A 25635-nucleotide genomic window follows, 5' to 3' on the forward strand; every position below is an offset into this window, starting at 1 on the left:
TAAACAACTATTTTCGAAAAATGGCTATAAGGTATTTTCAAAAGTAGTATATCACCAATGTTATTTTACTGTGTTAGGTGTTTCGCTATTGTATATCCAATTAGGTAAGCGGCTGCAGAAGTGTTACCGTCGACTGTAAACGGTATGATAGAAGCATCGGCAACAATTAAATTATCAACTCCATGTACATTACCAAAGGGATCAACTACCCCTCCGCGATTAAAAGGTGCCATACGTAGTGAGCTTTGTTGATGGTGGTTATGGTCGAAGTTTTCTCTTATATAGTTTTCCAGTTCTTCATCGTCTTCAATGGTTTCAAGAGTGGGACTAACCAGCTGATAATTAGGGTCAATTTTTGAAAGTTTGTCGGCAATATCTGTAATGTAAGTTTTATATATTGCTTTAACTACCTCCATGTCATAACGGTTATCAAGAAAACCTTCATCCGCAAGTACAATTTTTAACGGATCATTGTTTTGAATTTCAATTCTTCCACGGCTTCTAGGTTGTAAAAATAAAATAGCAATATTTAAACTTCCTTCCGAAAATATCCCTATTAACTGTACACCACGACGTCTGTCATTTTTGCTGTTAAGTGGATTAGGCAAAAAAGCACCGCCTGTATAAAGAGCGAATGGGTCATTTTGCAGCTCTGGAATATCTTTCCGATTTACCGTAAATGTAGCTGTATTTAAAGTATGATTGGTTAAAAATTCACCTACATTTGGATTATTAAATACAACAGGAATACCTACCTGGTGAAGATCGTCTGCTGGTCCAATCCCCGATAACATTAAAAGTTGGGCACTGTTTATGCCTGCTGATATAATCACTTTTTTACGGGCAAATGCACGTACTTTTTTCCCTTCACTTAGAAATTCAATACCAATTGCGGTTTTGCCATCGAATAAGATACGTAGTGCAGTTGACTTAAACACCACTCTTAATTTACGCCCATTTACACCAATTCCTTTAGGACTCATAATGTCTGAAGACAAAAATGCAGTGGATGAACTCTCACGCTGTCCATTGTTTTTTTGAAATAGTTGCCAGCGAGTAAAAGGACCTATAGGGGTTTTGGGGTCATTATAATCAAGTATTTTATGAAAACCAGTTGCTTGTTCCATTGCTGAAACCAGCTTTTTTGTCATATTAGGAGGATTTAATGGGGATTGCCTGATATTCAAACGCCCATCAAAACCGTGAAATTCTGGGCTATTTGTTTTACCACGAAAATTTTCTAACTGTTTAAAGGTTTGTATAGCTTTTTCAGGTGACCAGAGTGGTCCTAAGAGCATTTGCCAATCTCTTAAAACAGAAGGTGTAGGTCTAACATATTGTTCTCCATTAATAGATGAACCGCCACCAGAAAGCCGGCCGGTGGTCCATTCAAAGGTTCTGTTATCTACTCCTGGTTGAGGTACACCTTCTCCTTGCCAAAAATATTGTGCGAAAAATTGTTCCTCTAATTCTGGAGCAAATCTAGAATCCTTAATCGGCTTATCCCTATCATTATTTTCTCCTGCCTCTAAAGCTAGCACCGACGTTTGTTTATCATCAGAAAGTGTCTTAGCCATCACTGCACCAGCAGGACCCGTTCCAACGACGATAAAATCAAACATGTTTGTTGAACTTTTTTCCATATAAACATCCCTCTTTTTATCAACTTTCTATGATACGGCAAAATAGGGGAAACGAAGCTCAAGGGAGGTCTATAATAAAAATAATTAAATTGCTAATCCCTCGTTCTCTAATAAATTTTATTGAAAAGAAGAGTGGTACAATTAATCCACTCTTCTTTTACTTCTTGTGAACAATTTTACATCAGTAACATTATTCGGTATTAATGAAGTAACATTAAAACCCTTTCCATGGAAAAGACTTTCAAGCCGTCTTACCGCTTCATCAAACTCCTCCACAGTCATTTGTTTAGTAGCAAGTAGCGAAGTCAGAATGGCAAATGCTATTGGTGTAGTCTCCACATGTACATCAACATGCACATCTACATCAGAGTTGCCACTTTGTCCAATCGTATTTATGTTTTCGCTTTTAATTCTTACGGTATCTTCTTTGATAGCAAGAGATTCGGAAGAGTTATTATTTTTTGAATTTTGCCAACCAGGAGGGAGGTACTTACTCTTGCCTGTGTATTTTCCCATTATTTCCACCTATCCTAATAACATGGCCCCACCATTTATTGTTAAATTAAAAATCCACATCTACATCAGTATTTTGATCTTGATCGTTTTCTTGATCTTGATCAGTTCTTACACGTGCATTACTTCTGCTATTTAAGTTAATATCTACACGGGAATTACCTGAGTTATTGATAGTTACTCTAGCCACATTTGTGTTTCTGTCAACATTGCGTACGTCTGCTTCTGCATCTGACTCTGAAACATTACGAATGTCGTTTTCAAAATCATTATTTACATCAACATTCACATCTGTGTTTGTGTTATTACGACGGTTATTTTCTCTTCTTGACATTTTATTTCCTTCAAAATTTCTTAAATGTTTTTTAAAAATTCATTTGTCAGAATCCATCTTAAAAATCAACATCCACATTTGTGTCTTGATCTTGTTCATTATCTTGCTCTTGGTCAGATCTTGCACGAGCATTGCTGTTGCTGTTTAATCGTACATCCACCCGAGAGTTCCCTGAGTTATCGATCATTGCCCTAGCCACATTTGTGTTTTTATCGGTGTTTTGTACCTCTGCTTCCGCTTCTGATTCTGAAGTATTTCTCACTTCATTATCAAATTCATTATCAATATCCACATCAACATCTACATTTGTATTATTGTTGTTGTTCCTATTCCTGTTCCTGTTCCTGTTGTTGTTAGTGTCATTGCTTTTTGCAAAACCTCTAAACACAGATTGGTTTCTTCGATTATCAAACTCTCTTTCCCTTTTCATTTAGACCAACACCTTTCCCTATTCTCTTTAGCATTTTATTCGTTAATCGCCTCTCTAGATTGGACATGAAGCCGAAGACAAACGCCCTTTTTTGGGTAAAAATGACCATAGTTGGAATTATTTTTCGAGAAAATATCTTAAGTAGGGAGGGAGTAATGGTTTAATTTACAATATTTTCAAAAAAATAGGTAGTAACCTCAGACACGCAACCATGCCATTTTTAATCAAAGGAATAAAATATTTAGCAAGGACAAGAAAGGGGAGATTTTCAATGGAAAGAAACCGACATAACAGGAATAATGTCAATACAAATGTAGATGTCGATACAGATATCGATAATAGAGTAAGAAGTCGAAGCGAATCTGAGGCTGAGGCAGATGTTCGCAACGTTGATAGAAATACCAATGAGGCTCGTGCAACAATAACAAACTCAGGTAATTCAAGAGTAGATATTACTTTAAACAGTAGAAGTAATTCGAGGGTTGCTTCTGAACAAGAACAAGAGAATGATCAGGATCAAAATTTAAATGTTGATCTTGATGTTGAACAAAGACGTAGACGTAGACGCAGACGCAGAGGAGTCTAATTTTATTATGGGTGGAGTTTTTAAAAAATAGTAAGGGACAAGGAGGTGGTTTTTGATGGAGAGAAGAGACATTTTTGGTAATTGGTTCGGATTTTCTAATCGTGATACCGATCGCAACTCTTTTGATAGTATTCAGGCTGATGCAGAATTTGAATCAAGTGGGTACAATTCAAACAACAGAGTTAGGAATGAAATGGATTTTGAATTAGAATCGAGTTCAAAATTTACTAGGCATGATTCCCCTGGTGATGTTAGGGGTATCAGTACTTCACAGTGCCAACGGCTGGCAGATATTATTGGTGGCATGGTTATATCAGCAGCTCCTGTTTGTACTATAATGCGTTTACGAGATATTAAAGCTACTATTTTAGGTCGTCGCACTCGTTCTCCACTTGCACTGCCATTTATGTTAACGTTTGAAAATAATGGTCTTAATCTTGGGGAATCCGTTGTTCTCCAAAGAGAAATTAATCCATTAATTTCAGCATTACGAAAGAGAGGAATTATTGTAACGGCATTTCATAACCATTGGCTGTTTGAAAAACCGCGTTTAATGTATATGCATTGGGAAAATGTTGGCATGACACCTGAAGAGTTTGCTAGAAATAGTTTTGCTGCTGCAAAAGAAGCAGGTCTATTCTAAACAAATAATGCGAATCTGAAAATTTAGACCTTCTTATTGAAGGTCTTTAATTTTTTAAAAATTAATCAGCATTGGATTTGTATTTTTAAAAAAGCGGTAATCGTTATAGAACTATCAAAAGACAGTGCCTTATTAAGCATCCCAAAATAAAATAAAAAGTAAAATAGAAGCGTCGCTTGACGCTTCTATTCACTAAAGAAGTTGTGTGTTTTTGTTCTGTAATTCATTTACAGGGTTAGTACCCGCTCATGAAACTTGCACCAATAATAATTAATAGAATGAATAGAACCACGATTAGTGCGAAGTTCATTCTAGATCCACCACCATATCCGCCTTCGTATGACATAATGTTTCACCACCTCTTTATAGATTCTATATATAGTATGGAATTATGGTAAATCTGAAATGGACAAACATGCAATTTTTTTTAGATTAATCACTCTTAAGTTAGGATTTTGGTATAACGTAACTGCTATTTTCGGATGTAGTTTTATATTTGCTTTGTATTTTGGCTTACTATTTTCTATAAACATTTAAGGCTATAATTATTGAATTATTTAAAAATATAGACCTCCTTCAAAATACCATCAATGGAGTACTAATCAACAAATTGGAGATAAATAGGGCAATTTTATTTTGAGATAATGAAAGAGCGGTCCATTGGAAATACTTATAAAGTGAAAGGATGTTCCTAAAAGTAAAACTTTCAGAACATCCTTCTTAATATTAGGATTATGGTTATTTTTCTTTATCTTGATTATCGTCCATTATTCCTTTTGTGGACTGTCTAAACTCTCTAAGCGTTGTCCCCACTGCACGACCGAGCTCTGGAAGCTTTTTCGGTCCAAAAACGATTAAGGCTATTACAAAAATGATAATTCCACCGCTTAATCCGATATTTCCCATTTTTAAGCACCCCTTAAAATTTTACAAAGAAAGCTGTAAAATACATGATTAACATTCCAATTGTAAAGCCAGCAAAATTCATCCATGAAACAAAAGGTTCATTGTTCTTTTTATGATCTTCTAACAGCATTTTAGAGATCACGAAGATTACCTGTAAGATAGCACCCGCACCAATTCCTAAAAATACTGCACCCCAAATAGGTGAAAAGATAAATCCACCGAACCAAGTTCCCAGTATGGCGGGTGCACCAGCGATTGAGCCTAATAATACAAATTGGCTGAATTTTGGATTAGTCTTCAATAAGGGTGCCGCAATTCCGATTCCCTCCGTGATATTATGCAGGGTAAATCCAATAATTAAAAACGTACCTAATGCAGCTTCACCAAGGGCGAAGGAGGAACCAATTGCCAATCCTTCACCAAAATTGTGAAGTCCGATTCCTGTTGCCATCAATAAGGCGATTCCAAGTGGTGAATACCCATTTCTTTTCTGCCTTTGTTGTTGATATTGATCGAACCCAATTAAGAGAAGGAAGGTAAGAACAGTACTAATGATAACGACCATATTCCCTTGAAACACGGACGGTGCTTCAGATCCAATTTCGAACCCATCGAATAACGTCCCAAAAAATAAAAATAATAGGAGCCCTACAGTAAGAGCAAGAATGGCATTAATCCAGCTTTTTTTCATACGTTTCATAAATGGATACCACAATAATCCTAATGTAATCGGGACAATCCCTACATAAAAACCAATAAATCCGTAATTCAATACATTATCCCAAGAGAATTCTGGGGTTAATGCGGCGGCATCAATTACAGCTTCTGTTATGATTCCGTTTTCAGATAGTAAAAGTATGGTATGTGGATCACCTTCAACCCATGGATAAGGGATGGTTACCTGCGCACTATCAAATCGATTAAGCGTTGAATCCGGAGTCATGGTGAAATTCCAGACTGAATCATCAACAATCACTTGAGAGATCGTTAATGCCTCCGGCCCCGTATTACTGACATCTAACTCAAATCCTGATGGGACAATGTTAATTTGCTCGACATTTAGCACTTCAATGGGAGCCGCAGGATCTCGTTCTACTCCGGCCCCATTTTTAAATACCCATCCCAATACCAGCATTAAAAGAACTAGTGGAATTAGTAAGGTAATCAGCCATTTTGCTTTCATTATCATTTACACTCCTTTCTATTCAACCTGAAAAAATCCCATCCAGCCCAGCTCAGCAAATTCACTAACATGAGCATGAAACATATATTTTCCCTTGTATGGAAAACGGACTTCAAGTATCCCGCGTTCACCCTGACATTGCATGATGGTGTCTGTAAAATGTGTTGGGTTTTCATTTCTGCCTGTTGGGATATAGGTAAAATAGTTGGCGTGTAAATGAAATGAGTTTAATAAATCAAACTCGGTTAAATTACTTAAATAAATACGGACAAGTTCATCCTTCTTCACTTTAATTGGATGATTCATAAAGGCAAAGGCATACCCATTTACCGTATAAAATTCGTTTGCTCCATCCAAATCTAAATCATATGCATTCATGACCATATTTAATTCAAGTGCAGGATTTCGCGGCGTTTTTGGATCAATAATAAAGTTGCCGTATAAGCCTTTGTGAATATGTCGAGCCAAAGGCAGTACGTGGCAATGATAAATTTGTAACCCATAGGGTTTTGCTTCAAATTCATAAGTAAATGATTGGCCAGGCAGGATAGGACTTAATCCATCCATTTCAGGTGGATGAATACCGTGAAAATGAATAGAGTGGGGATGGCTTCCTTTGTTCACAAAATAAAATCGTAATAGATCTCCTTCGGTACAACGGAATGTTGGCCCAGGGATGGTTCCGTTAAAGGTCCAACCAGGAAACTTAATCCCTTTTGCAATTTCAATTTCCTTGTCAACTGCTATAACCTCATATTCACGTAAAGTCCGACCGTCTGAAAGCTTTGTTACTTTTCCATAATCAAATTCAGTAAGAAGACGATTGGCCATCATATATCCTTCTGTTTTTGAAGAATCATGCATATTGCTGTGATTCACAGAATGAGTACTGTGACTTGATGGATGCTCTTCAGCATGAACTACATTAGAAAGGGGTGCCATTTTATTTAAATAAATACTGCCGGCTATCCCTAGTGCCCCTGTAGTCCCGATTTTTAAAATATCCCGGCGTGAAATCTTATTATCAGCCATTCTTTGACCTCCTCTTAAAAAGTTTCCTTAGTGCAAAAATATTTGTATTTGCCAATACTCTATGTTAAAGACAATCTTTTTGTCAATATGAAAATAAAATAATATATTAAAACATTCAAATAATCGTTTGACCATTAATAAACCAATTGTATATACTATAATCAAATGAACATTTGAATGTATATACGAAATGCCTTTACTCACCGATTGGAGTTGAAAGCAAATGAGTAATGCTGGTTTGGAAAAAGTAAATGATAAAACCGTTTATCGTGTACAAGGGTTCACCTGAGTAAGCTGTGCGACAAAGTTCGAAAAGAACGTAAAACACCTGGATGGTGTTTCTGATGCGCAAGTAAACTTTGGTGCTGCTAAACTAACTGTTTATGGTGTAACCACCATTGAGGAAATAGAAAAAGCAGGAGCTTTTGAAAACATAAAAATATTTCCTGAAAAACAAAAATTGGAAGAGAAAAAAGAACCATTCTTTCAAAAACATTCGACCGTGATTGCCTCGCTGGTTTTCTTATTGATTGGGTGGATTTCGGCGGAATTGTATGGGGAAAATAGTATTTCTACGATTATAGCCTATGGGGCTTCGATTTTAATTGGCGGTTACCGCCTATTTAGCACCGGAATTAAGAATTTAACCCGTTTAGAGTTTGATATGAAAACGTTAATGACCCTTGCTGTTATTGGAGCAGCTTTTATCGGTGAATGGGGTGAAGGGGCCACTGTTGTTATTCTATTCGCCATAAGCGAAGCCCTGGAGTCTTACTCAATGGATAAAGCCCGTCAGTCCATTCGATCTTTAATGGATATTGCTCCTAAAGAAGCCTTGATTAGAAGGGGGAAAAAAGAATTTACAGTCGAAGTGGAAGATGTTCAAATCGGTGATATTATGATTGTCAAACCTGGACAGAAAATTGCGCTGGACGGAATCGTAGTAAAAGGGGAATCTGCTGTTAACCAAGCAGCTATTACAGGTGAATCGGTTCCTGCGGCAAAAACGATTGATGAAGAGGTCTTTGCCGGAACTTTAAATGGAGAAGGTTTACTTGAAGTTAAAATTACCAAACATGTCGACGATACAACGATTGCAAAGATTATTCACCTGGTTGAGGAGGCTCAAGCAGAACGGGCACCTTCGCAGGCAATTGTTGATAGATTTGCAAAATACTATACGCCAATCATCATGCTTTTTGCATTAGGGGTAGCCGTGCTGCCACCACTGTTTCTTGAAGCAGATTGGGGAAAATGGATTTACCAAGGGCTGGCAGTATTAGTGGTAGGTTGTCCTTGTGCACTTGTTATTTCCACTCCCGTATCCATTGTAACCGCAATTGGTAATGCGGCTAGGAATGGTGTTCTTATCAAAGGCGGAATCCACTTAGAAGAAATGGGAGCCATTAAAGCAATTGCCTTTGACAAGACCGGGACGTTAACGAAGGGGATCCCGGTGGTTACGGATTATCTGCCACAATCCCCTGTAGATTCAGATGAATTACTAAAGATTGTTGCCGCATTGGAAAATGGGTCGCAACATCCACTAGCTTCAGCGATTATGAAAAAAGCAGTAGATGAAAAATTATCATATCAAAACATAATGATTGAGGATTTTACATCTATAACAGGTAAAGGAATTAAAGGGAGAGTAAATGGGTTAATGTATTATGTTGGCAGTCCTAACTTGTTTGAGGAAATCTTACCAAACGGATTGGCAAATGATCAAAAAGCCCAAATTGCACACCTGCAAAAACAAGGGAAAACAGTAATGGTGGCTGGTACTGCATCAGAGGTATTGGGAATGCTTGCTGTTAGTGATGAATTGAGAAATAACAGTAAGGATGTTATCCAAAAACTTCACTCCTTAGGAATACAAAAAACGATAATACTGACGGGGGATAACGCTGAAACAGCACATGCCATTGGAAAAATGGCAGGAGTTTCTGATATAAAAGCAGATCTATTGCCTCAAGATAAATTAACTTTCATTAAAGAACTTCGAAAACGATATGATCGAGTTGCTATGGTTGGTGATGGGGTGAACGACGCACCAGCATTAGCTGCCTCTACGATTGGTGTTGCCATGGGGGGAGCTGGAACCGATACAGCTCTCGAAACTGCAGATATTGCATTAATGGCTAATGATCTTGGAAAACTACCGTTTACGGTTATGTTAAGCAGGAAAGCCTTGGTAATTATTAAACAAAATATCACCTTCTCTTTGGGAATTAAACTTGTGGCATTATTGTTAGTAATTCCGGGATGGCTGACACTTTGGATTGCTATCTTTGCTGATATGGGTGCGACGCTTATTGTCACATTAAATGGTTTACGGCTTCTCAGAATAAAAGAAAAATAATAAAGGCTTCCCGACAGTTTGGGAAGCCTTTATTCAATTTATATTAGAAAGGGGTATAATCCACGTTTGGAGTATAGTTATTTGCTGCATTCCATAATAAGAACTCATTGATTCCCTGTGAATGTAATGCTCGGATTTGGTCTTCGACTTCTTTCTTACCATAGGCCTTATAGTTACCATTTCCGAGCCAAGAGGCAGTAAAATCCTGTAACCATGGACGGGAAATTGGCGGATTGGTCAATCTTCTTAATCGTTCCTTTTCAACCTTCGCATAGCCTTCAACAAGGAGATAGGGGTGTAAATCAGGTTTTTCTATACCGAATATCGCTGTCCAGTGGCTTGGATAAATCATCGCAGAAATAACATCTACATGTTGGGCGATATTTGTGAAATTTTGTCCTATTCCACTTGCCTCAGGGATAACAGTAGCATTTCCAAAAACATCGACTGACACCTTAACATTATATGGCGAGAGTTTCTCCTTTGCGTATTTTACAAACTCGCTTACTGCCGTAACCCTGTTTCCTTGAAATGACAATTTATCGTAGGTAAGCTCCTTTTCCACTTTTTCAAACTTCTCAGGAAAACGTACATAATCGAATTGGATTTCTTTGAAACCTAATTTAACTGCTTCAAGGGCTATACCAATATTATAATCCCAAACCTCCTTGAGAAAGGGGTTTGTAAAAGAATCTCCGCGGGCATTCTTCCATAATCCATTCGTTGATTTAAAAGATAAGTCTGGGTTCTTATTAGCTAGGACATTATCCTTAAAAACCACAATTCTTGCAATTGGATAAATATTATTTGACTTTAAGGTAGTCATGAGTGAAGAAGGATTCGAAATGTATGGACGTCCTATTGGGTAATAGGTTGAATTTTTTGAAGGGATGAAAGTTAGATTTCCATGATCATCTTTGATATCAATGACCATTGCGTTTAAATCGGTATTGTTGATAAGTGATAGTAATTGATTAAACAAGGGTTTTTTTGTGTTTGAAGCAGTTACATAGATACCCCTGATGGGCTCTTGAAGGGGGTTAGAAGCTAGAACCGTTTCATGAAACAGAAGACTGAAGGTTAATAGTAATACAAAAAGGGAAAGCAAATATTTTCTCATACCATCGCTCCTTTTTTATTTATTCCTTTTAGCATGTGCATAAAAGTGAAATTTATCAAAAAGAGCTATCTTGAAGTTCAAGATAGCCCGGATTTTTAAAAAATTAATTTTATGCCGACCAAGATAAGCCCAATGAGAAATCCGCAAACAGCACCATTGACCCGAATCCATTGCAGATCTTTTCCGACATTGTTTTCAATCATATCAATAAGTGTTTTATTATCCAGCTTTTCTAGGTTTTCCTCGACTAGTTTTCCAATCTTGGAATGATTATTATCGACAAAGATTGTGATTTGCTGTTTAATCCAAGACTCTATGGCGTCTACCTTTTCCTGATCTGATTTTAAGCTTTCAATGGCTTTTATTAATAGTGGAAGGAGATAATTCTCGTAAAAGTTAGGTGATTCTATAAATATAGTGGCTTTTTGTTTTAGCTGTTCTATAAAATCAATAATTTTATCCTCTATTTTCCATTCTGTAATCATTTGATCTTTGATATTGTTTAATTCCAGGGTAAGGTTCTTATCGGTTTTAATATCCTGAAGCTTTGTATTTATATGAAAAAGCAGAGTTTGTCTATTTTGATTGTAGGGATCCTGAAAGCTGATAACACCCTTTTGAATAAGACCCTGAATAATACTCCCTAATTTCTCTTCATTCACAATATTGGTAAAAGATTTTAGAGCAAACTGCATAAAACCATCCGCTTTAATATTTTCTAATGCGTCAACTGCCATCCTGCCAAGTCTTTCTTTTGTACTTTCTTTTTTGGACCACTCATCAATTTCTTTAAGGACAAAATCGAGTGCCTTTTCATCATATTTCCTGCTTATTAACTGCTCAATTGCGAGTGGTAGATAGTTACTTGTGTCTATATCATTTAGCTTAGATTTTAATTCAACTTCGATGACAGGGGCGATTTTCTTACTATCAACAGAGTGTAGCAAATGCTCGATAGCCTTAATTATTCCTGTTCTAACAGGTTGACCTGATATCGCTTGTTCGGCAATAGGAAATAATCTTTCTGCAAATGGAATCGTTGCTATTTTCTTTCTGATACTATCTTTTGTCAACCAATCATTTTCGAGCATAGAAATGATACCTGCAATGATTCTTTTACGGTTTTTTGGTAATAGTGCAGTATGTGGTATAGGTAACCCTAAAGGATGGCGAAATAATGCAGTGACTGCAAACCAGTCTGCTAAACCCCCAACCAAACCTGCTTCAAATCCTCCCTGGAGAATGGTTCCCCAGAGAGTATCCTGAAAGGGGAAAGTCCCAACGAAACCTACTCCCATCACAGCAAGAGAAATCTTCGCTAAATGCTGCGACTTATACGTTTTTCTCGACATCATTGTATCCCTCATTTTTTTACTGTATAGTGTCTATTTCCTATTATCTCAATATCACCAAAAAATGCAAAAAAAAACTCCTCATTTGCTAGTATGAGGAGTTTTCTACTTTTCTTTTTTCAGGGCGGATGTGGGTTATGAGACCATCTAATTCAGTTATATAAAATTGTGTTTCAGGTGTGGATTTTAAATAATTATCTTGAATTAACTGGTAATAGTTTACTCTTCGATCGGGATCAAATCGAAGCATGGGGAATTCCTTACGTTCCTTCACATATAAGTCGACTGCATTTTGAACCATATCCATTTCAACCGGTATTTTCTTTTCGGCCTCTTCAAAAAGATCATAGGTTTCTTTTGACATATAAAACTTTTTCGAAGGAATCCCGCCTAAAATATGGGCTAGTTGTTTAAAGTCAATGCGATTATCGTCCTCGACAATAATCGTCCGATATACCCCTTTAGGAAGATTATCTGAAAATTGTCTTATGGCTTTCCTAACCTCATCAATGGTTAAATCAATGATTGGATATTCAGTTGCTTGGTTCACTTCCCTTTGTGAATCATACTCATTCTGAATCGTTGTGTTCACTGGTTTTTTTAGGTATTTTTGAACCATTACATAGCCTGTAAGTCCGCCGATTCCAATGCCTGCAAACGTACAGAGGACTGTCAGCCAAGGTTGGAGGCCATAGCGGCCATCTAAGAAGTAGCCTAATTTATAAAATCCAAAGACAATTATGGCGGCTGTTAAACCTAATACCATATTTAGAGAAAGGGTCTTCATTAAGAAATTTGTGAATTCGCCCCAATGTTCATCGGTAAAGTTCTTCTCATTGTTAATAAATTTTCTTACCTCTTTCTTCATTTCTTCAGAGACATTGTTTTCTTTGAAGAAAGGCTCTAGATAATCATTTTTAGTTTTATCATTATTTTTTAAAATACAAGCTGTTTTTTCTGTGTCGCCTTTTGAGTAATGAATGTAAATAAATTTTTCTTCAAAACCTATTTCAAGATTTTCAGTTACTCTGCCCACATGTTTAATAAACTTGTGTTTCATATTTTACGCCCCCTTACTATCTTTATGCATAAATGAACGGGAACGGAATGATTCCTCTTTTACTTCCTTTAGGATTTCTTTAGCCTCGACTTTAGCATTGAAAATAATTGATTTTGCTTCGTTTTCACTTTTCTTCATTATTTCTCTAGCGTCTTTTCTAGCTTGATTAAGAATTTTAGTACTTAGCTCTAGTTTTCTTTCAGCTTCTTGCTTATATTGCTCTGTTAATTGAAGTTGATTTTCGATATGTTGTTTTCTGCTGTCTAAGACACCAACTAACTTTTTAAAAACGAGTTTCTTTAAAATAAAAACTAAAACGGTAAAAATAAGTGCTTGATATACCATCGTTCCCAAAGAAATGGGGAGTCCAAACAAGGTTATATCACCCAATTTTTACAACTCCTTTCATTTTATTGTCTAGTGTAAGCAGCCGATACGCTGTTATGTTAAGCGGTGAGCAATATAAACCATCGTAAGTGTTACAAATATGTAAGCCTGAATAGCACCAATAAAGACACAGAATGCTTGCCAAATGAGCATTGGCAATGCTGCTAAAACTGCTGCCGCAAATCCATGAGTGACAGCACCAGCCAATAAGGCAAGCATAACCTCTCCAGCATATATATTACCAAATAAACGAAGCCCTAAGGTTAAAGTTGTAGCAAATTGTTCCAAGATATTTATTGCGAATAAGGCTTTAAAGGGTTTGAAGAAGCTGATTAGGAAATGTTTAAAAACCATGCAGGCGGATATCGATGAAGTGTGTGTAGGCGATAATCATGATGGCTAACGTCATAGTGACATGGGCATCTGAGGTAGGGGAGCGCCACCATGATACTGGGTGGTCTTCACTCGTGATAATTGAAAATGGGACACCCAATAGATTGGCGATAAACAAATACATTAAAAGTGATACCCCAGTCGATAAAATAAATAAATTATTTGTGGAACCCATTGAGCTAGTCATAATGCTCTTTACAAAGTCCATAATCCATTCCATGAAATTTTGCCATTTTTTTGGCACACCCTTGGTAAGATTTCTAGTGCAAAAATAGGCAATGGAGAAAACTAGTAGAGCTGCAATGGTGGTGGTTAAGATGATCGATAAATCAAAAGTTAAATGAAATAGTACTATCTGAGGTCTAGCGTGTTCCAAGATGTCCAACCCCTTTCTCGAGATTAGGCGGATAAGCTATAGCTCATAAAATATAGGTAATATTTACTAGATGACGCTTTCATTATATAACGAATGAATTATTATTTCAACATAATTAATAATTTATTTCTAATTTTCGGAAAAATATAATTTTCATGATTTAAAACAAAATTAATGCAGAGTTAGTGAAGTCATTTATATTGTTTTGAATAGTATTTATGGAGTTAAAAGGGCACCCGCTAATCATGGGTGCCCTAGATATTATCTGTATAGAATTGAATTTCCTAGTTAATCGCGATTGTTTCCTTGAAGGATATTTGAATTTCTTTCACATCTTCATTATAAGATAAACATGTTTCAGTATCCTCGAAAAACCAAACATCGTTCCCTTCAACATAAAGCCGAACACCTTTTATTTCTTTTGTAAATCCAATATTGGATGGTGCTTCTGCAGAAAATGCCAGACTAAAACCCTTATTTTTCACACCAAAACCATCATATTGTGGGTACATTCTTACGGAATTGTTTTGGAATTCATTCGTTAACCACTTTGCAGCTTTTTCATCAATTGAAATGATCATCTTAAATCCACCAGCCTTTTCCAAATGGTAATATTCCTAATAGGATTGAAACCTTGTATATTTTTTAAAAGAAATGTTAGGACATTCCTTATGATATTAGAGTAAGGGTTTTCAGAAGGTTTGCATGTGACATTATTCACAATCCTTCGTTTGCTGATTATGTTTTTTATAAATGTTCAAAATTCTGCAATATTTACCTTTAAAAGTGGATAATAAGGATATATAGACTGGGAAGGATTAAGGGAAAATGGCTGATGTAATGGTTCAATAGGAAAGTTAAATGTTCCAGCTAATGTTTTCTAAATTGTAACATAATTAAGATAGTAAAGATGATAAAATGGATTTACTACGAAAAGGGAGTTAGAAACGATGGAGCAAAAACTTGATAAATTAACTGAGAACATTTCAGACATTAAAACGTTAATTCATACTTTTAATAAAACCTTAGAGAATATCGAACATCGACTTTCTCGTTTAGAGCAAATGGACAGTATTGAACATCGAGTAGAGGTCAACCAAATAGACTTATCTGATATTAAGGAATCTCTGCAACGTATTGAAGATGTGCAGAGTAATGTGGTGAATGAAATAAAGAAGCATGCAGGAAAAAGTGAGGAAGTTAAACACATTAATCGTCGGCTTGATTCACATCTAATTAAGCTAGCCAAAGCCGAAGAGGAAATTATTATCCTAAAAAATAGATAACTGCAAAAAAGATCAGATAATAATAATCTGATCTTTTTTATCGAAAACGTTTGAAATCGCCTTCAATTTATCTGCCAAATAATTTTTTGAGCGCTGTAAAGAGAAGTGCTAAAGAAAAAATAATCATTGCTAATGAGCCTACGATATCAAGAATTGGACCTAAGAAACTTAAAAATGATACCAGTTCAACACTCATTAATACAAATCCAGATAGGATTGCAGCTAAAAATAATAAAATTAATTCCATCGGTAGTTCTCCCCCCTTTAGATTAAAATATGTTTTCAAGGTGGAGAGTGATTGGATTATTACAAAAATATTACAAAAAAACAGACCAAATTTGGCCTGTTTTGAAGAAGGAAATTAGGATAGCACTTCAGTTTGTGACAAGGTAATTTTTTTAGAGTTTGCTTCTTCATCACTTACATTTTTTGTTACCTCGACATATTTAATATGATGCTCCTCCATATCAAGAATCTTAAATGAATAGGATTCGTGATGAATCGAGTCTCCTTCTTTTGCCTCATAATTTTCGGTTAATATCCAGCCGCCGATGGTGTCAACATCTTCATCATCAATATCGACTCCGAGTAAATCATTTACTTCCGTAACTAAAACCTTAGAGTCAATAATGTAGTGGTTTTCCTTTATTTTCCGAATCATTGGGATTTCATCCGAATCAAATTCATCTCTGATTTCACCAACAATTTCTTCAAGAATATCCTCAACTGTAACTAGACCGGATGTTCCGCCGTATTCATCCATTAAAATTGCCATATGCATTCGATCTTTTTGCATTTTAACGAGCAGGTCATGGATTGGAATCGTTTCTATGACTCTAATAATGGGACGAGTATAGTGTTCTAGTGTTTTTGTGGAAAGAGTTTCGTTACTGATTAAATCAGTCACCATTTCCTTAATATTAACTAAGCCAATTATATGGTCCTTATCACCATCTATAATTGGATATCTAGTATATTTTTCTTCCCGGATGACGTGAAGAAAAGTATCCAGAGAATCATCCTTTGATAATGAAACGATTTCCGTTCTTGGAACCATAATTTCTTTGGCGATTCGGTTATCAAATTCAAAAATTTTATTTACATACTTAAACTCAGATTGGTTAATCTCGCCACTTTTATAGCTTTCAGATAGGATAATTCGAAGCTCTTCCTCGGTATGTGCCATTTCATTTTCAGAGACAGGCTTAAGACCAAAAATGCTCGTCACAATACGTGCTGACCCATTTAATATCCAAATAAAGGGGTACATCACCTTATAAAAGAATATTAGAGGTCGTGACATAATAAGCGTAATTAATTCGGCCTTTTGAATTGCCAATGTTTTAGGTGCTAGCTCTCCTACGACAACATGTAAAAATGTAATGGTCGCAAATGCAATCCCAATGGATAATATGTGGGAAACACCTTCAGGAATTTCTAGTCCGTTGAAAAGGGGAGTAAGTAAATGCTCAATCGTTGATTCCCCAATCCAACCTAAAGCAAGGGCAGTAATGGTAATTCCTAACTGGCAGGCAGATAGATATTCATCCAAGTTCGAAATTACTTTTTTTGCTGAAATCGCACTCGAATTACCTTCCTCAATTAACTGGTCGATTCTTGAACTCCGGATTTTTACAATAGCAAACTCTGAAGTTACAAAAAAAGCAGTTAACGCAATTAAAATGGCTATTATCACCAAGTTAAATATGTCCAAATAATTTCCCTTACCTCGAATAATACGAGGTAAGGAGTCACCTCCTAGTAATATAAAAAAATTAACACTTAACAGTCAAAAGGGATTTCTTTAAGACTGATTTAAGCAGCATAAGATTGGTAGTTAAATTTTCTTTCTGCAGGTCATCCAATTTATAACTAATTGGAATGAGGTCAAATAAATCATTTTGCAGTTGATGCATTTGCTGTATAACTATATTTAGATGTTTTTCCACTTCTGCTTCACAAATTGATTTGTCTTTCCTCATATCTAGCTTTCTTTTAATCTCTTCAAGTGGAAAGTGTAAACTCTTACATTCTTCTATAAACTTTAAGTCCTTTAACGTTTCCTCAGAATAAATTCGGTAATTAGATTTGGAACGCTCTGCGTTTAATAAACCAAGTGAAGTATAATAATCGATTGTCCGCTTAGAGACCATTGCAATTTCCGCTAATTCACCGATACGATAGACAGCCCCATCATACCACCTCGATCACTAAATTTTAAAATAATTATAGTCAATTACAACTGTACAGTCAAACGTTCTAGTTTGAATAATAGTTAGTATCAATATTTTATGAATAAAGTTCCGCAGGTATGAATAAGAAAATTATAAATTTTCAAAAATAAAATAAGAAACAAAAGTCTCCTATAAAGGAGACGCAGCTAATGGTAATCTAATTGTAAATATCGTGATTTTAGGCGACGATGAACAGGTTAATTCACCTTTATGTTTTTCAATAATTTCTTTGCACACGAACAACCCGAGCCCGGTACCGAGTTTTTTTGTTGTAAAAAAAGGCTCGAATATCGTTTTACTTAATTCAGAAGGGATCATTGGCCCATTATTGGATATAGATAACATAACATGGGTGTTATTCTCAATATAACTGTTAATTTCGATGGTTGGGTTTGGAATTCTGTGATGAATTAACACGTCAATGGCATTAAAGATAATATTAATAAAAACCTGACGAATTTCATCTGCATATCCATAAAGAGAAATTTCTTCGACAATTTCTTTTTTTATTTTTACTTTACCATCTAAAATTGAAGGATATAAGAAATTTAAAACCTCATCAATTAATTTATTAAAATGAAATTCCTCTTTTTCTTTTCCTATTAGTTCTTTCTTTGATAATAATAAAAATTGTGAAATTCGAAAATTCAGCTGGTCTAACTCACTTGAAATAATCTCTAAATATTTCATATCCGGATGGTCAGCCTTAAGAAGTTGAATAAATCCTTGAATCGAAGTGAGTGGATTTCTAAATTCATGGATAAAACTTGATGTCATTTGCCCGAGAAGGGTTAAACGGTCTTGATGAGTCGAATCAATAAACATCGTTTTTTCTTCAATAATTTTGTTTTTAGCTTCTGTATAATGAGTAACTGCGTAATAAAGGAATTTATCAAAGCAGAAATTTATCCTATTAATTGATTCTTGAAGAACTGACCATTGTAAACCAGATTTCCCTAAATAACTGTATAAAATGGTTCTTCCGAGATTGACATTATAGACAAAATCGCCAATATTAATATTGGCTTGGGCTCTTTCTTCAGAAGTTTCTAATGCATGCTGTTGAATCATCTCTAATAAATCTTGTTCATTCAGTTTATGCATGTCTAGCACTATATTAAACATAGTTATCCCATTCTGCCTTATTTTTTCTTTAAAGGGATCTCCATCAGCTATGACAATTGAATTTTCCCACTCTTCTATTAAACTTTTTTTATTCTTATCAAAAAAAGTAATTAATTCCGTTTGTACTTCAGATACCATCACACTTTTCCTCCTAAGGCAAATCCGAACAGACTAGTTATTTAATTATACCATGATTAGGAGGTTTTCCTTGTAAAAGTTCTATAAAAATAGTATATTTGTTAAGAAATTAATTAAATATTTCCACAAGGGGAGCTGCTTTCGGTGGCTGAGAGTGAACGTTCGAGTTCTGACCCTATGAACCTGTTAGTTAACGCTAGCGTAGGGATGTGGTTTGCCAGATATCAATATCAAGCAATGCAGACAATCCTTATATGTCGTGCATTGCTTTTTTTTGTTAATAAGGCACCATATTAAATTACAGGAATAAGCCTATCGAACGTTCTCCAAAAAAATTAGGGGGAACAAGTATGGAAAAAAAGCGCAATAAAACATTATTTCTAGTCGAAGTAGCCGTATTTTCAGCACTAGCATATTTATTAGATTTGGTTTCAGGTCTCTTGTCGCTAAAAATATGGCCGCAAGGAGGATCCATTTCGATCGCGATGATACCAATTTTCTTAATGTCCTTTCGTTGGGGGTGGAAAGGCGGTATCCTATCTGGGTTTTTACTTGGATTACTTCAGTTCATTCTAGGCTTTTCGCAAATCTATACACTGCTTCAAGGTATTATTGATTATGGCATTGCCTTTTCAGTCGTTGGTTTAGCAGGAATTTTTGCTTCACAGGTGAAAAATTCTCTTGCAAATAATCACAAAAAAAGCTGGATCACTTATGTAGTTTTAGGTACATTCTTGGGAAGTGCATTAAGATATCTTGCTCACGTCTATTCCGGAATCGTATTTTTTGGTGAATATGCGCCTGCGGGTCAGCCAGTAGCTGTGTATTCCTTTGTTTACAATGGAACCTACATGCTTCCAAGCTTTATCGTAAGTGCAATCATTGTAATCCTGATTATAAGTGCGGCACCGAAAAAAATGATCTAAGATAAAAAGAGAAAAGTCCTTGACTTTTCTCTTTTTTTTGAAATAAAGGATGAATTTTTGAACCTAGATTACTGTCCAGCTCCAGCGCCCTAGCGGCTAGTGTCCTTCGGTCTCCGCCCTACGATAAGTCACCATCGAATCGCCTACGGCTCTTCGTGTTTCCTTTATCTCAGTTGGAGCCCTCCAGGCCATACGCCGCTGACCAGGGCGCTTACGCTTTTCTTATTTTATTTCGGTTTTTTGTCACATAATTTAGCAGATATAAATGGTAAAATTACCTTATAAATAAAGATAATCATTCTCAATTAACATATGTAAGGGTGATAGAAATGTTCGGATCATTTAAGGTAGGAGAGAAAGGAATCATCGTTAATATTTCTAAGGTAGGCCGCTTAGTACAGAGAAGGCTGATGGACCTGGGAATTACTGAGGGTTCAGAAGTTTGTGTTAAATGTATCATGCCATTTGGCGGACCAGTGATGATTGAATCATGCGGACAGTGTGTTGGTCTCCGCCGCAAAGAGGCACGCTTAATAGAAGTGGAGAGAGTTTAATGGAAGTTGCCCTCATTGGAAACCCGAATACTGGAAAAACCTCATTGTTTAATAATCTAACAGGATCCTATGAATACGTTGGTAACTGGAGTGGCGTAACCGTTGAGAAAAAGGTCGGAGTCTTTAAGAATAATATAGGAAGGTTAATTGACTTGCCTGGTGTTTATTCACTTAATCCATTATCAAAGGATGAAGGGGTTGTAACTTCTTTTTTCTTGGAAGAACAGGTAGACAGGCTGTTAAATATTTTAGATGCTTCTCAGTTAGAACGTAATTTACATTTAACCTTACAAATGCTTGAATATGAAAAACCATCTCTAATCGGCCTAAATATGGTTGATGTCGCATCAAAACGAGGAATTCAAATTGATCCTGAAAAGCTGTCACTAATCCTAGGGGTACCCGTTGTTCCTGTAGTTGCTCGGAGTGGAAAAGGGTGTGATCGATTAATTGAAGTTATTTCCACTGAATCCAACCATTCAAAGGTAAAAAAACATATTTATTATGGTGGTGCTGTAGAAGATGCCATAAATAAAATAAGTATGGAATTAATAGGGAAGACCAATCATTCACCTAGATGGCTTGCTATTCAACTATTTGAGAGCAATGAATATGTAAAAACATATCTCGCTGATTTTGTTGAGGTTCATAAGCTTGAAGAACTTATTTCCCAGTTAGAGTCTGTAGTTATACAAGAAAATAACAATGTAAAAACACTTGCAAGTTTTATATATATGAAGAGGAAAGAAGTTATAGAGAAAATTTTAAAGTCATCTGTTCAAAAAATAGGTACAACTAAACCCTTGTCGGAAAAAATAGACGCAATTGTTACCAATCGTTACTTAGGAATGCCAATCTTCCTGCTATGCATGTATTTGATGTTTATGCTGACGTTTGATTGGCTGGGAACACCATTGTCTGACATCCTTGATGGATTTTTGACTGGACCGGTAACAGCGGGATTTGAAAGCCTATTACTTGCGATACACGCTTCTGACTTTATCCATGCGCTGATTATTGAGGGTCTCATTGCAGGTGTCGGCGGGGTACTAGTATTTGTTCCACAGATTTTTATTCTTTTCTTTTTTATTTCTTTATTAGAGGATTCAGGTTATATGGCACGGGTTGCCCTCGTAATGGATCGGATTATGGAGTCTGTTGGGCTAAATGGAAAGGCATTTATTCCGATGATGATCGGGTTTGGTTGTAATGTACCTGGTATCATGGCTGCCAGAACAATTGAAACGTCACGTGAAAGACTAATGACAATATTATTAACACCACTCATGTCATGCTCTGCACGACTTCCTGTATACGCATTATTTGTTGGTGCATTTTTTGTTGGACACAAAGCTCTATTTGTGTTAAGTCTTTATGTTCTGGGAATTGTAATTGCATTACTATTAGCAAAAATATTCTCTAAAACCTTATTGAAATCTGAAATATCTCTGTTCGTTATTGAACTGCCGCCATATCGGCTACCTCAATTCCAGTCGCTTTGGAGAAGTACCTGGGATAAGGGAAAGGGCTTTGTTCGAAAAGCTGGAACATTTATCTTTGCTGGCTCTGTTTTCATTTGGCTGTTATCCTATACGGGACCAAATGGATTAAAAGTGGAAATGGATGATAGCTTTTTAGCAGCGATTGGGAATTTATTTGCACCAATTCTTGATCCAATTGGATTTGGGACATGGCAGGCAGCGGCCTCTCTAATAACAGGATTTTTAGCAAAAGAAGCTATTATTTCTACCATGAATATTATTTATTTCGTACCCGAAAATGCGAGTTTGCAAGGTTTACTGAGCGATTTCTATACACCGCTTGCTGCGTACAGCTTTATGGTTTTTATTCTATTATATATCCCCTGTTTGGCAACTGCCGCAACAATCTATAAAGAAACAGGTTCAAGAAAATGGACGGCTTTTTCAATTCTTTATGCCCTAATACTTGCGTATGTTTTATGCTTGTTTATTTATCAGGGCGGCAAGCTGTTTGGTCTAGTCTAAGAGTAGGAAGGTGATCTCAATGATAGCAAATATTATCATTGGCGCTGCGATTTTTGGTTACGCCACATGGGCATTGGTTAAATTTATAAATAAATCAAAAAAAGGAAAATGTGCAGCTTGTGATCTTGAAAAATCCTGCTCTAGTCAAAGTCAGTGCGGCATTCCCCCTAAATGAACAAAAAACTGCTATCATCAAATACGATAGCAGTTTTTTTCTTTTAATTTGTAGGGAACTTGTGTAATATTACACTAGTAGGAATTGAAAGTGGGTTACGAAGATGAATAGAGAAGAGATCATTAAGCTAGTTTCTGATAAATTACGATTAATCCGCACAGAAGCAGGTTATACACAAGATAAAATGGCTGAGATTATAGGTATATCCAAAAAAACACTGGTACAGATTGAAAAAGGGAGGGTACTTGCAAGCTGGTCAACGGTTGTATCAATCGTTGCATTGTTTCGAGAAACCGAAACAGTCCAATTTTTATTTGGAAATGAACCGCTAGAAGTTCTAGAGACAGTTGCGCGCGAAGGGATCGACTACCGAAAAATGAAAACATTTGGCGGCCGGATTTGGTGGCGAGAAGTGTTAAGAAAAAACGGCTTTATCCTTCAGCAGAATATTCTTAGTAAACATTTTCGTATTTTGGATGACAAACATTATCGGATTTATAGCAGCTTTGATGAGAAACAAGCGAAAATCCGCTTTAAAGAGGTTACCAAGCTATACCAATAAAGAGAAGCAATCGGGAAATATTTCGGTTGCTTTTTTATTTGCACCCATTTGGTTAATTTTTCCCCTTTTAGGGAAAAAGAAAATGATGTCCAACATAATTGTATATTTACATCAAGGAGGAGAGCATGAAAAAGGTTGTGAATAATTGGAAGCGGTGGCATATGACCCAAGTGATGGTTCTTTCCTTTTCTCTTCTGATTTTAGGCTTTTTAGGAATTGTATATGCTTATTCGATGGATGTGGATATTTCTCCACTAAAGAATGAACTCCCTCAAGCGACAGTATTTTATGATTTACATGGTGAAATTGCCAGCAAGATATCAGCCAACAAAAATGAAGGCATTTCAATTAAACATGTCCCTGACACGTTGAAAAATGCAGTCATCGCCATCGAGGACAGACGATTTTATGAACACCATGGTGTTGACTTTATCGGGATTACCAGGGCGCTTATCCGGGATATAAAGGCTGGCGGTATGGTAGAGGGCGGCAGCACCATTACCCAGCAGTTAACAAAAAACACGTTACTAACCTCACAAAAAACCTTGAAAAGAAAAGTAGATGAAGTATTTTTAGCAATGAAAATTGAGAGGCAATACAGTAAACAGGAAATCCTTCAAATGTACTTAAACCAGATCTATTTTGGTGATGGAGCATGGGGAATTAAGCATGCGGCACGAAATTATTTCGCAAAAGAAGTGAACGATCTGACGATTGGTGAATCAGCTTTACTTGCAGGTTTAATTAAGGCCCCTTCATCTTTAAATCCCTATCATCACTTAGAAAAAGCAACACAGAGAAGAAACCTTGTTCTAGCACAAATGAAAAAGCAAGGCTATTTAACACCACAGGAGTATGAACAAGCAATAAATGAAAAAGTAATCTTAAATAATAGAGGCGGGGACCCCTACCGAGGGAAATATCCTCACTATGTTGACCAAGTGTTTGAGGAAGCCATTAAGGAATATCATTTGTCTCAAGATGAATTATTAACAGGGGGATATAAAATCTATACCGAACTGGATCCTAATATGCAAAATTCGATGGAAAAAACCTACGAAAATAAGACCTTATTTCCAAAGGGAAGTGATCAAATTGTTCAAAGCGGCGGGATTCTGCTTGATCCAAAAACCGGCGGCATCCGAGCAATCGTTGGAGGACGCGGGGAACATACCTTTAGAGGCTATAACCGTGCAACTCAATTAAAGGCACAGCCAGGCTCATCGATAAAACCGCTGGCAGTCTACACGCCTGCACTAGAAAACGGCTGGAAAATAACAGATATGTTAAAGGACGAACCAATGAGCTTTGGGGAGTATGAACCAAGCAATTACAATCATGAATATGCAGGCGAAGTACCTATGTACGAAGCGGTAAAGGATTCGAAAAATGTTTCAGCCGTGTGGCTATTAAATGAAATTGGGATTGAAAAGGGATTAGAGGCAACGAGAAGATATGGGATTCCTTTAGAAAAGGGTGACCGAAATCTTTCCCTTGCTCTAGGGGGTGTAGAACGCGGAGTATCTCCCTTAATAATGGCTGAAGCCTATTCTGTTTTCGCAAATAATGGTGTCCGAAAGAAAGCCCATGTCATTAATAAAATAATAGATGTAGAAGGCAATCTGGTAGCAGAGTGGAAGGAGAGGAAAGAAAAAGTTACAACAAAAGCTGTGACGGATCAAATAAATACGATGCTGCTTGGAGTAGTAGAGCAGGGGTCGGGGAAGAGTGCCCAAATACCAGGCATAGAAATTGCAGGGAAAACAGGTTCAACACAAGTGCCAATCGAAGGGGTTAAAGGTGTTAAAGATCAATGGTTTGTTGGCTATACACCGGAGTTAGTTGGAGCGGTATGGGTAGGATACGATAAAACCGATGAGAAACATTACCTTAAAACAACAAGTGGTGGAGGGGCAGCAATTGTGTTCCGTGAAATCATGAAAGAAGCATTAAAAGATACTCCTCCCACACGTTTTAATGTCCCACACATTGATACGTTGATGAAAGATAAACAAGAAGAGGAAGAGATAATTCGAAAATCACTTGAAGAGAATTTTTATGAAGGTGCCAGAAAATGGGAAGAAAAATGGCGTAGGCAAAAAGAAAAATGGGAGAAACGCTGGAATAAAATAGGACCTAATTTTAATCATTAATAGGGTGGCGGAACGAGATTGCCCATGTAGTCCTTCATAGATGTGATGAAGGACAAATCGAATGGAAACAAGGTGAGTTTTGTCCTTCATAGGTGTGATGAAGGACAAATCGAATGGAAACAAGGTGAGTTTTGTCCTTCATAGGTGTGATGAAGG

General features: G+C 36.4%; 27 protein-coding genes, 1 pseudogene and 1 riboswitch. Of the genes and pseudogenes, 10 read left to right on the forward strand and 18 right to left on the reverse strand.

The window, feature by feature from the left end:
• Nucleotides 1-65 precede the first annotated feature (65 nt).
• The 4 genes from AC2TFD_RS07215 to AC2TFD_RS07230 form a co-directional block, all read right to left on the reverse strand.
• Nucleotides 66-1643: a GMC family oxidoreductase gene (locus tag AC2TFD_RS07215; RefSeq protein WP_484675367.1), complete on the reverse strand. Its 1578-nt coding sequence runs from the start codon at nucleotides 1641-1643 to the stop codon at nucleotides 66-68.
• A 141-nt stretch (nucleotides 1644-1784) separates the two neighbouring features.
• Nucleotides 1785-2159, reverse strand: a complete 375-nt coding sequence (locus AC2TFD_RS07220; RefSeq protein ID WP_484675368.1) for a hypothetical protein — start codon at nucleotides 2157-2159, stop codon at nucleotides 1785-1787.
• 46 nt (nucleotides 2160-2205) lie between these two features.
• Nucleotides 2206-2490, reverse strand: coding sequence for a hypothetical protein (locus AC2TFD_RS07225; protein WP_484675369.1), 285 nt, complete (start codon nucleotides 2488-2490; stop codon nucleotides 2206-2208).
• Between the two features lie 58 nt (nucleotides 2491-2548).
• Nucleotides 2549-2920 carry a hypothetical protein gene (locus AC2TFD_RS07230; protein ID WP_335568940.1) on the reverse strand — a complete coding sequence of 124 codons (372 nt, stop codon included), beginning with the start codon at nucleotides 2918-2920 and terminating at the stop codon, nucleotides 2549-2551.
• Between the two features lie 271 nt (nucleotides 2921-3191).
• On the opposite strand from AC2TFD_RS07230, the gene AC2TFD_RS07235 reads away from it, so the two are divergent.
• Together AC2TFD_RS07235 and AC2TFD_RS07240 are read left to right on the forward strand one after the other, a co-directional pair.
• Complete coding sequence (locus AC2TFD_RS07235) at nucleotides 3192-3506, forward strand: hypothetical protein (protein ID WP_484675370.1); 315 nt, start codon at nucleotides 3192-3194, stop codon at nucleotides 3504-3506.
• A 55-nt stretch (nucleotides 3507-3561) separates the two neighbouring features.
• The gene (locus tag AC2TFD_RS07240) at nucleotides 3562-4149 is read left to right on the forward strand and encodes a DUF1259 domain-containing protein (protein ID WP_335568939.1); all 588 of its coding nucleotides are present in this window, start codon (nucleotides 3562-3564) and stop codon (nucleotides 4147-4149) included.
• 235 nt (nucleotides 4150-4384) lie between these two features.
• Here the strand turns inward: AC2TFD_RS07240 and AC2TFD_RS07245 are convergent, their stop codons facing one another.
• From AC2TFD_RS07245 to AC2TFD_RS07260, 4 genes are all read right to left on the reverse strand, one after another.
• Nucleotides 4385-4495, reverse strand: coding sequence for a YjcZ family sporulation protein (locus tag AC2TFD_RS07245; RefSeq protein WP_335568938.1), 111 nt, complete (start codon nucleotides 4493-4495; stop codon nucleotides 4385-4387).
• A gap of 392 nt (nucleotides 4496-4887) precedes the next feature.
• Complete coding sequence (locus AC2TFD_RS07250; protein ID WP_335513389.1) at nucleotides 4888-5055, reverse strand: twin-arginine translocase TatA/TatE family subunit; 168 nt, start codon at nucleotides 5053-5055, stop codon at nucleotides 4888-4890.
• Between the two features lie 13 nt (nucleotides 5056-5068).
• Nucleotides 5069-6238 carry a ZIP family metal transporter gene (locus AC2TFD_RS07255; RefSeq protein ID WP_335513391.1) on the reverse strand — a complete coding sequence of 390 codons (1170 nt, stop codon included), beginning with the start codon at nucleotides 6236-6238 and terminating at the stop codon, nucleotides 5069-5071.
• Nucleotides 6239-6256: 18 nt separating this feature from the next.
• Nucleotides 6257-7270 (reverse strand): multicopper oxidase domain-containing protein, encoded by a 1014-nt coding sequence (locus tag AC2TFD_RS07260; RefSeq protein WP_335568937.1) that lies wholly within the window; start codon nucleotides 7268-7270, stop codon nucleotides 6257-6259.
• A 223-nt stretch (nucleotides 7271-7493) separates the two neighbouring features.
• Between AC2TFD_RS07260 and AC2TFD_RS07265 the strand changes: the two genes are divergently transcribed.
• Nucleotides 7494-9632: a heavy metal translocating P-type ATPase gene (locus AC2TFD_RS07265; protein ID WP_335568936.1), complete on the forward strand. Its 2139-nt coding sequence runs from the start codon at nucleotides 7494-7496 to the stop codon at nucleotides 9630-9632.
• Between the two features lie 43 nt (nucleotides 9633-9675).
• On the opposite strand, the gene AC2TFD_RS07270 is transcribed toward AC2TFD_RS07265, so the two are convergent.
• From AC2TFD_RS07270 to AC2TFD_RS07295, 6 genes and pseudogenes are all read right to left on the reverse strand, one after another.
• The gene (locus AC2TFD_RS07270; protein ID WP_335568935.1) at nucleotides 9676-10752 is read right to left on the reverse strand and encodes a putative glycoside hydrolase; all 1077 of its coding nucleotides are present in this window, start codon (nucleotides 10750-10752) and stop codon (nucleotides 9676-9678) included.
• A gap of 95 nt (nucleotides 10753-10847) precedes the next feature.
• On the reverse strand, nucleotides 10848-12104 hold the full coding sequence (locus tag AC2TFD_RS07275) for a DUF445 domain-containing protein (protein ID WP_335568973.1): 1257 nt from the start codon (nucleotides 12102-12104) through the stop codon (nucleotides 10848-10850).
• Nucleotides 12105-12192: 88 nt separating this feature from the next.
• The gene (locus AC2TFD_RS07280) at nucleotides 12193-13164 is read right to left on the reverse strand and encodes an AtpZ/AtpI family protein (RefSeq protein ID WP_335568934.1); all 972 of its coding nucleotides are present in this window, start codon (nucleotides 13162-13164) and stop codon (nucleotides 12193-12195) included.
• Between the two features lie 3 nt (nucleotides 13165-13167).
• Nucleotides 13168-13554, reverse strand: a complete 387-nt coding sequence (locus AC2TFD_RS07285; RefSeq protein ID WP_335568933.1) for a F0F1 ATP synthase subunit B — start codon at nucleotides 13552-13554, stop codon at nucleotides 13168-13170.
• Nucleotides 13555-13605: 51 nt separating this feature from the next.
• Nucleotides 13606-14320: pseudogene (atpB, locus tag AC2TFD_RS07290) on the reverse strand (F0F1 ATP synthase subunit A).
• Nucleotides 14321-14604: 284 nt separating this feature from the next.
• Nucleotides 14605-14901, reverse strand: coding sequence for a HesB/YadR/YfhF family protein (locus AC2TFD_RS07295; protein WP_335513406.1), 297 nt, complete (start codon nucleotides 14899-14901; stop codon nucleotides 14605-14607).
• Nucleotides 14902-15270: 369 nt separating this feature from the next.
• Between AC2TFD_RS07295 and AC2TFD_RS07300 the strand changes: the two genes are divergently transcribed.
• A complete protein-coding gene (locus tag AC2TFD_RS07300) occupies nucleotides 15271-15606 on the forward strand; it encodes a hypothetical protein (RefSeq protein ID WP_335513408.1) in 336 nt (111 codons plus the stop codon).
• Nucleotides 15607-15673: 67 nt separating this feature from the next.
• On the opposite strand, the gene AC2TFD_RS07305 is transcribed toward AC2TFD_RS07300, so the two are convergent.
• The 4 genes from AC2TFD_RS07305 to AC2TFD_RS07320 all read right to left on the reverse strand — a co-directional run bounded on the left by AC2TFD_RS07305 (nucleotide 15674) and on the right by AC2TFD_RS07320 (nucleotide 19103).
• Nucleotides 15674-15853: a hypothetical protein gene (locus tag AC2TFD_RS07305; RefSeq protein WP_335513410.1), complete on the reverse strand. Its 180-nt coding sequence runs from the start codon at nucleotides 15851-15853 to the stop codon at nucleotides 15674-15676.
• A 114-nt stretch (nucleotides 15854-15967) separates the two neighbouring features.
• Complete coding sequence (locus AC2TFD_RS07310) at nucleotides 15968-17320, reverse strand: hemolysin family protein (RefSeq protein ID WP_335513412.1); 1353 nt, start codon at nucleotides 17318-17320, stop codon at nucleotides 15968-15970.
• A 61-nt stretch (nucleotides 17321-17381) separates the two neighbouring features.
• A complete protein-coding gene (locus AC2TFD_RS07315) occupies nucleotides 17382-17783 on the reverse strand; it encodes a MerR family transcriptional regulator (protein ID WP_335513417.1) in 402 nt (133 codons plus the stop codon).
• Between the two features lie 186 nt (nucleotides 17784-17969).
• A complete protein-coding gene (locus tag AC2TFD_RS07320; RefSeq protein ID WP_335568932.1) occupies nucleotides 17970-19103 on the reverse strand; it encodes a histidine kinase N-terminal domain-containing protein in 1134 nt (377 codons plus the stop codon).
• A gap of 118 nt (nucleotides 19104-19221) precedes the next feature.
• A riboswitch (TPP riboswitch) is annotated at nucleotides 19222-19328 on the forward strand.
• A gap of 125 nt (nucleotides 19329-19453) precedes the next feature.
• Here AC2TFD_RS07320 and thiT point away from each other — a divergent pair.
• The 6 genes from thiT (at nucleotide 19454) to AC2TFD_RS07350 (ending at nucleotide 25479) form a co-directional block, all read left to right on the forward strand.
• Entirely contained in the window at nucleotides 19454-20029 is a 576-nt protein-coding gene (gene thiT, locus AC2TFD_RS07325; RefSeq protein WP_335513414.1) for an energy-coupled thiamine transporter ThiT, read from the forward strand.
• Nucleotides 20030-20358: 329 nt separating this feature from the next.
• Nucleotides 20359-20583: a FeoA family protein gene (locus tag AC2TFD_RS07330; RefSeq protein WP_335569607.1), complete on the forward strand. Its 225-nt coding sequence runs from the start codon at nucleotides 20359-20361 to the stop codon at nucleotides 20581-20583.
• On the forward strand, nucleotides 20583-22589 hold the full coding sequence (gene feoB, locus AC2TFD_RS07335) for a ferrous iron transport protein B (RefSeq protein WP_484675371.1): 2007 nt from the start codon (nucleotides 20583-20585) through the stop codon (nucleotides 22587-22589). The genes AC2TFD_RS07330 and feoB overlap by 1 nt, the downstream gene beginning before the upstream one ends.
• 19 nt (nucleotides 22590-22608) lie before the next feature.
• The gene (locus tag AC2TFD_RS07340) at nucleotides 22609-22764 is read left to right on the forward strand and encodes a FeoB-associated Cys-rich membrane protein (protein ID WP_335516864.1); all 156 of its coding nucleotides are present in this window, start codon (nucleotides 22609-22611) and stop codon (nucleotides 22762-22764) included.
• 103 nt (nucleotides 22765-22867) lie between these two features.
• Nucleotides 22868-23326 carry a helix-turn-helix transcriptional regulator gene (locus AC2TFD_RS07345; protein ID WP_335516861.1) on the forward strand — a complete coding sequence of 153 codons (459 nt, stop codon included), beginning with the start codon at nucleotides 22868-22870 and terminating at the stop codon, nucleotides 23324-23326.
• A 125-nt stretch (nucleotides 23327-23451) separates the two neighbouring features.
• Nucleotides 23452-25479: a transglycosylase domain-containing protein gene (locus tag AC2TFD_RS07350; RefSeq protein ID WP_484675372.1), complete on the forward strand. Its 2028-nt coding sequence runs from the start codon at nucleotides 23452-23454 to the stop codon at nucleotides 25477-25479.
• Nucleotides 25480-25635 lie beyond the last annotated feature (156 nt).

It is taken from the genome of Neobacillus sp. plas4 (assembly GCF_057221695.1).

Coding starts and splice junctions, on each gene's coding strand:
- AC2TFD_RS07215 (WP_484675367.1), bottom strand. CDS start 1,643: ATGGAAAAAAGTTCAACAAACATGTTTGATTTTATCGTCGTTGGAACG.
- AC2TFD_RS07220 (WP_484675368.1), bottom strand. CDS start 2,159: ATGGGAAAATACACAGGCAAGAGTAAGTACCTCCCTCCTGGTTGGCAA.
- AC2TFD_RS07225 (WP_484675369.1), bottom strand. CDS start 2,490: ATGTCAAGAAGAGAAAATAACCGTCGTAATAACACAAACACAGATGTG.
- AC2TFD_RS07230 (WP_335568940.1), bottom strand. CDS start 2,920: ATGAAAAGGGAAAGAGAGTTTGATAATCGAAGAAACCAATCTGTGTTT.
- AC2TFD_RS07235 (WP_484675370.1), top strand. CDS start 3,192: ATGGAAAGAAACCGACATAACAGGAATAATGTCAATACAAATGTAGAT.
- AC2TFD_RS07240 (WP_335568939.1), top strand. CDS start 3,562: ATGGAGAGAAGAGACATTTTTGGTAATTGGTTCGGATTTTCTAATCGT.
- AC2TFD_RS07245 (WP_335568938.1), bottom strand. CDS start 4,495: ATGTCATACGAAGGCGGATATGGTGGTGGATCTAGAATGAACTTCGCA.
- AC2TFD_RS07250 (WP_335513389.1), bottom strand. CDS start 5,055: ATGGGAAATATCGGATTAAGCGGTGGAATTATCATTTTTGTAATAGCC.
- AC2TFD_RS07255 (WP_335513391.1), bottom strand. CDS start 6,238: ATGAAAGCAAAATGGCTGATTACCTTACTAATTCCACTAGTTCTTTTA.
- AC2TFD_RS07260 (WP_335568937.1), bottom strand. CDS start 7,270: ATGGCTGATAATAAGATTTCACGCCGGGATATTTTAAAAATCGGGACT.
- AC2TFD_RS07270 (WP_335568935.1), bottom strand. CDS start 10,752: ATGAGAAAATATTTGCTTTCCCTTTTTGTATTACTATTAACCTTCAGT.
- AC2TFD_RS07275 (WP_335568973.1), bottom strand. CDS start 12,104: ATGTCGAGAAAAACGTATAAGTCGCAGCATTTAGCGAAGATTTCTCTT.
- AC2TFD_RS07280 (WP_335568934.1), bottom strand. CDS start 13,164: ATGAAACACAAGTTTATTAAACATGTGGGCAGAGTAACTGAAAATCTT.
- AC2TFD_RS07295 (WP_335513406.1), bottom strand. CDS start 14,901: ATGATCATTTCAATTGATGAAAAAGCTGCAAAGTGGTTAACGAATGAA.
- AC2TFD_RS07300 (WP_335513408.1), top strand. CDS start 15,271: ATGGAGCAAAAACTTGATAAATTAACTGAGAACATTTCAGACATTAAA.
- AC2TFD_RS07305 (WP_335513410.1), bottom strand. CDS start 15,853: ATGGAATTAATTTTATTATTTTTAGCTGCAATCCTATCTGGATTTGTA.
- AC2TFD_RS07320 (WP_335568932.1), bottom strand. CDS start 19,103: ATGGTATCTGAAGTACAAACGGAATTAATTACTTTTTTTGATAAGAAT.
- thiT (WP_335513414.1), top strand. CDS start 19,454: ATGGAAAAAAAGCGCAATAAAACATTATTTCTAGTCGAAGTAGCCGTA.
- AC2TFD_RS07330 (WP_335569607.1), top strand. CDS start 20,359: ATGTTCGGATCATTTAAGGTAGGAGAGAAAGGAATCATCGTTAATATT.
- feoB (WP_484675371.1), top strand. CDS start 20,583: ATGGAAGTTGCCCTCATTGGAAACCCGAATACTGGAAAAACCTCATTG.
- AC2TFD_RS07340 (WP_335516864.1), top strand. CDS start 22,609: ATGATAGCAAATATTATCATTGGCGCTGCGATTTTTGGTTACGCCACA.
- AC2TFD_RS07345 (WP_335516861.1), top strand. CDS start 22,868: ATGAATAGAGAAGAGATCATTAAGCTAGTTTCTGATAAATTACGATTA.
- AC2TFD_RS07350 (WP_484675372.1), top strand. CDS start 23,452: ATGAAAAAGGTTGTGAATAATTGGAAGCGGTGGCATATGACCCAAGTG.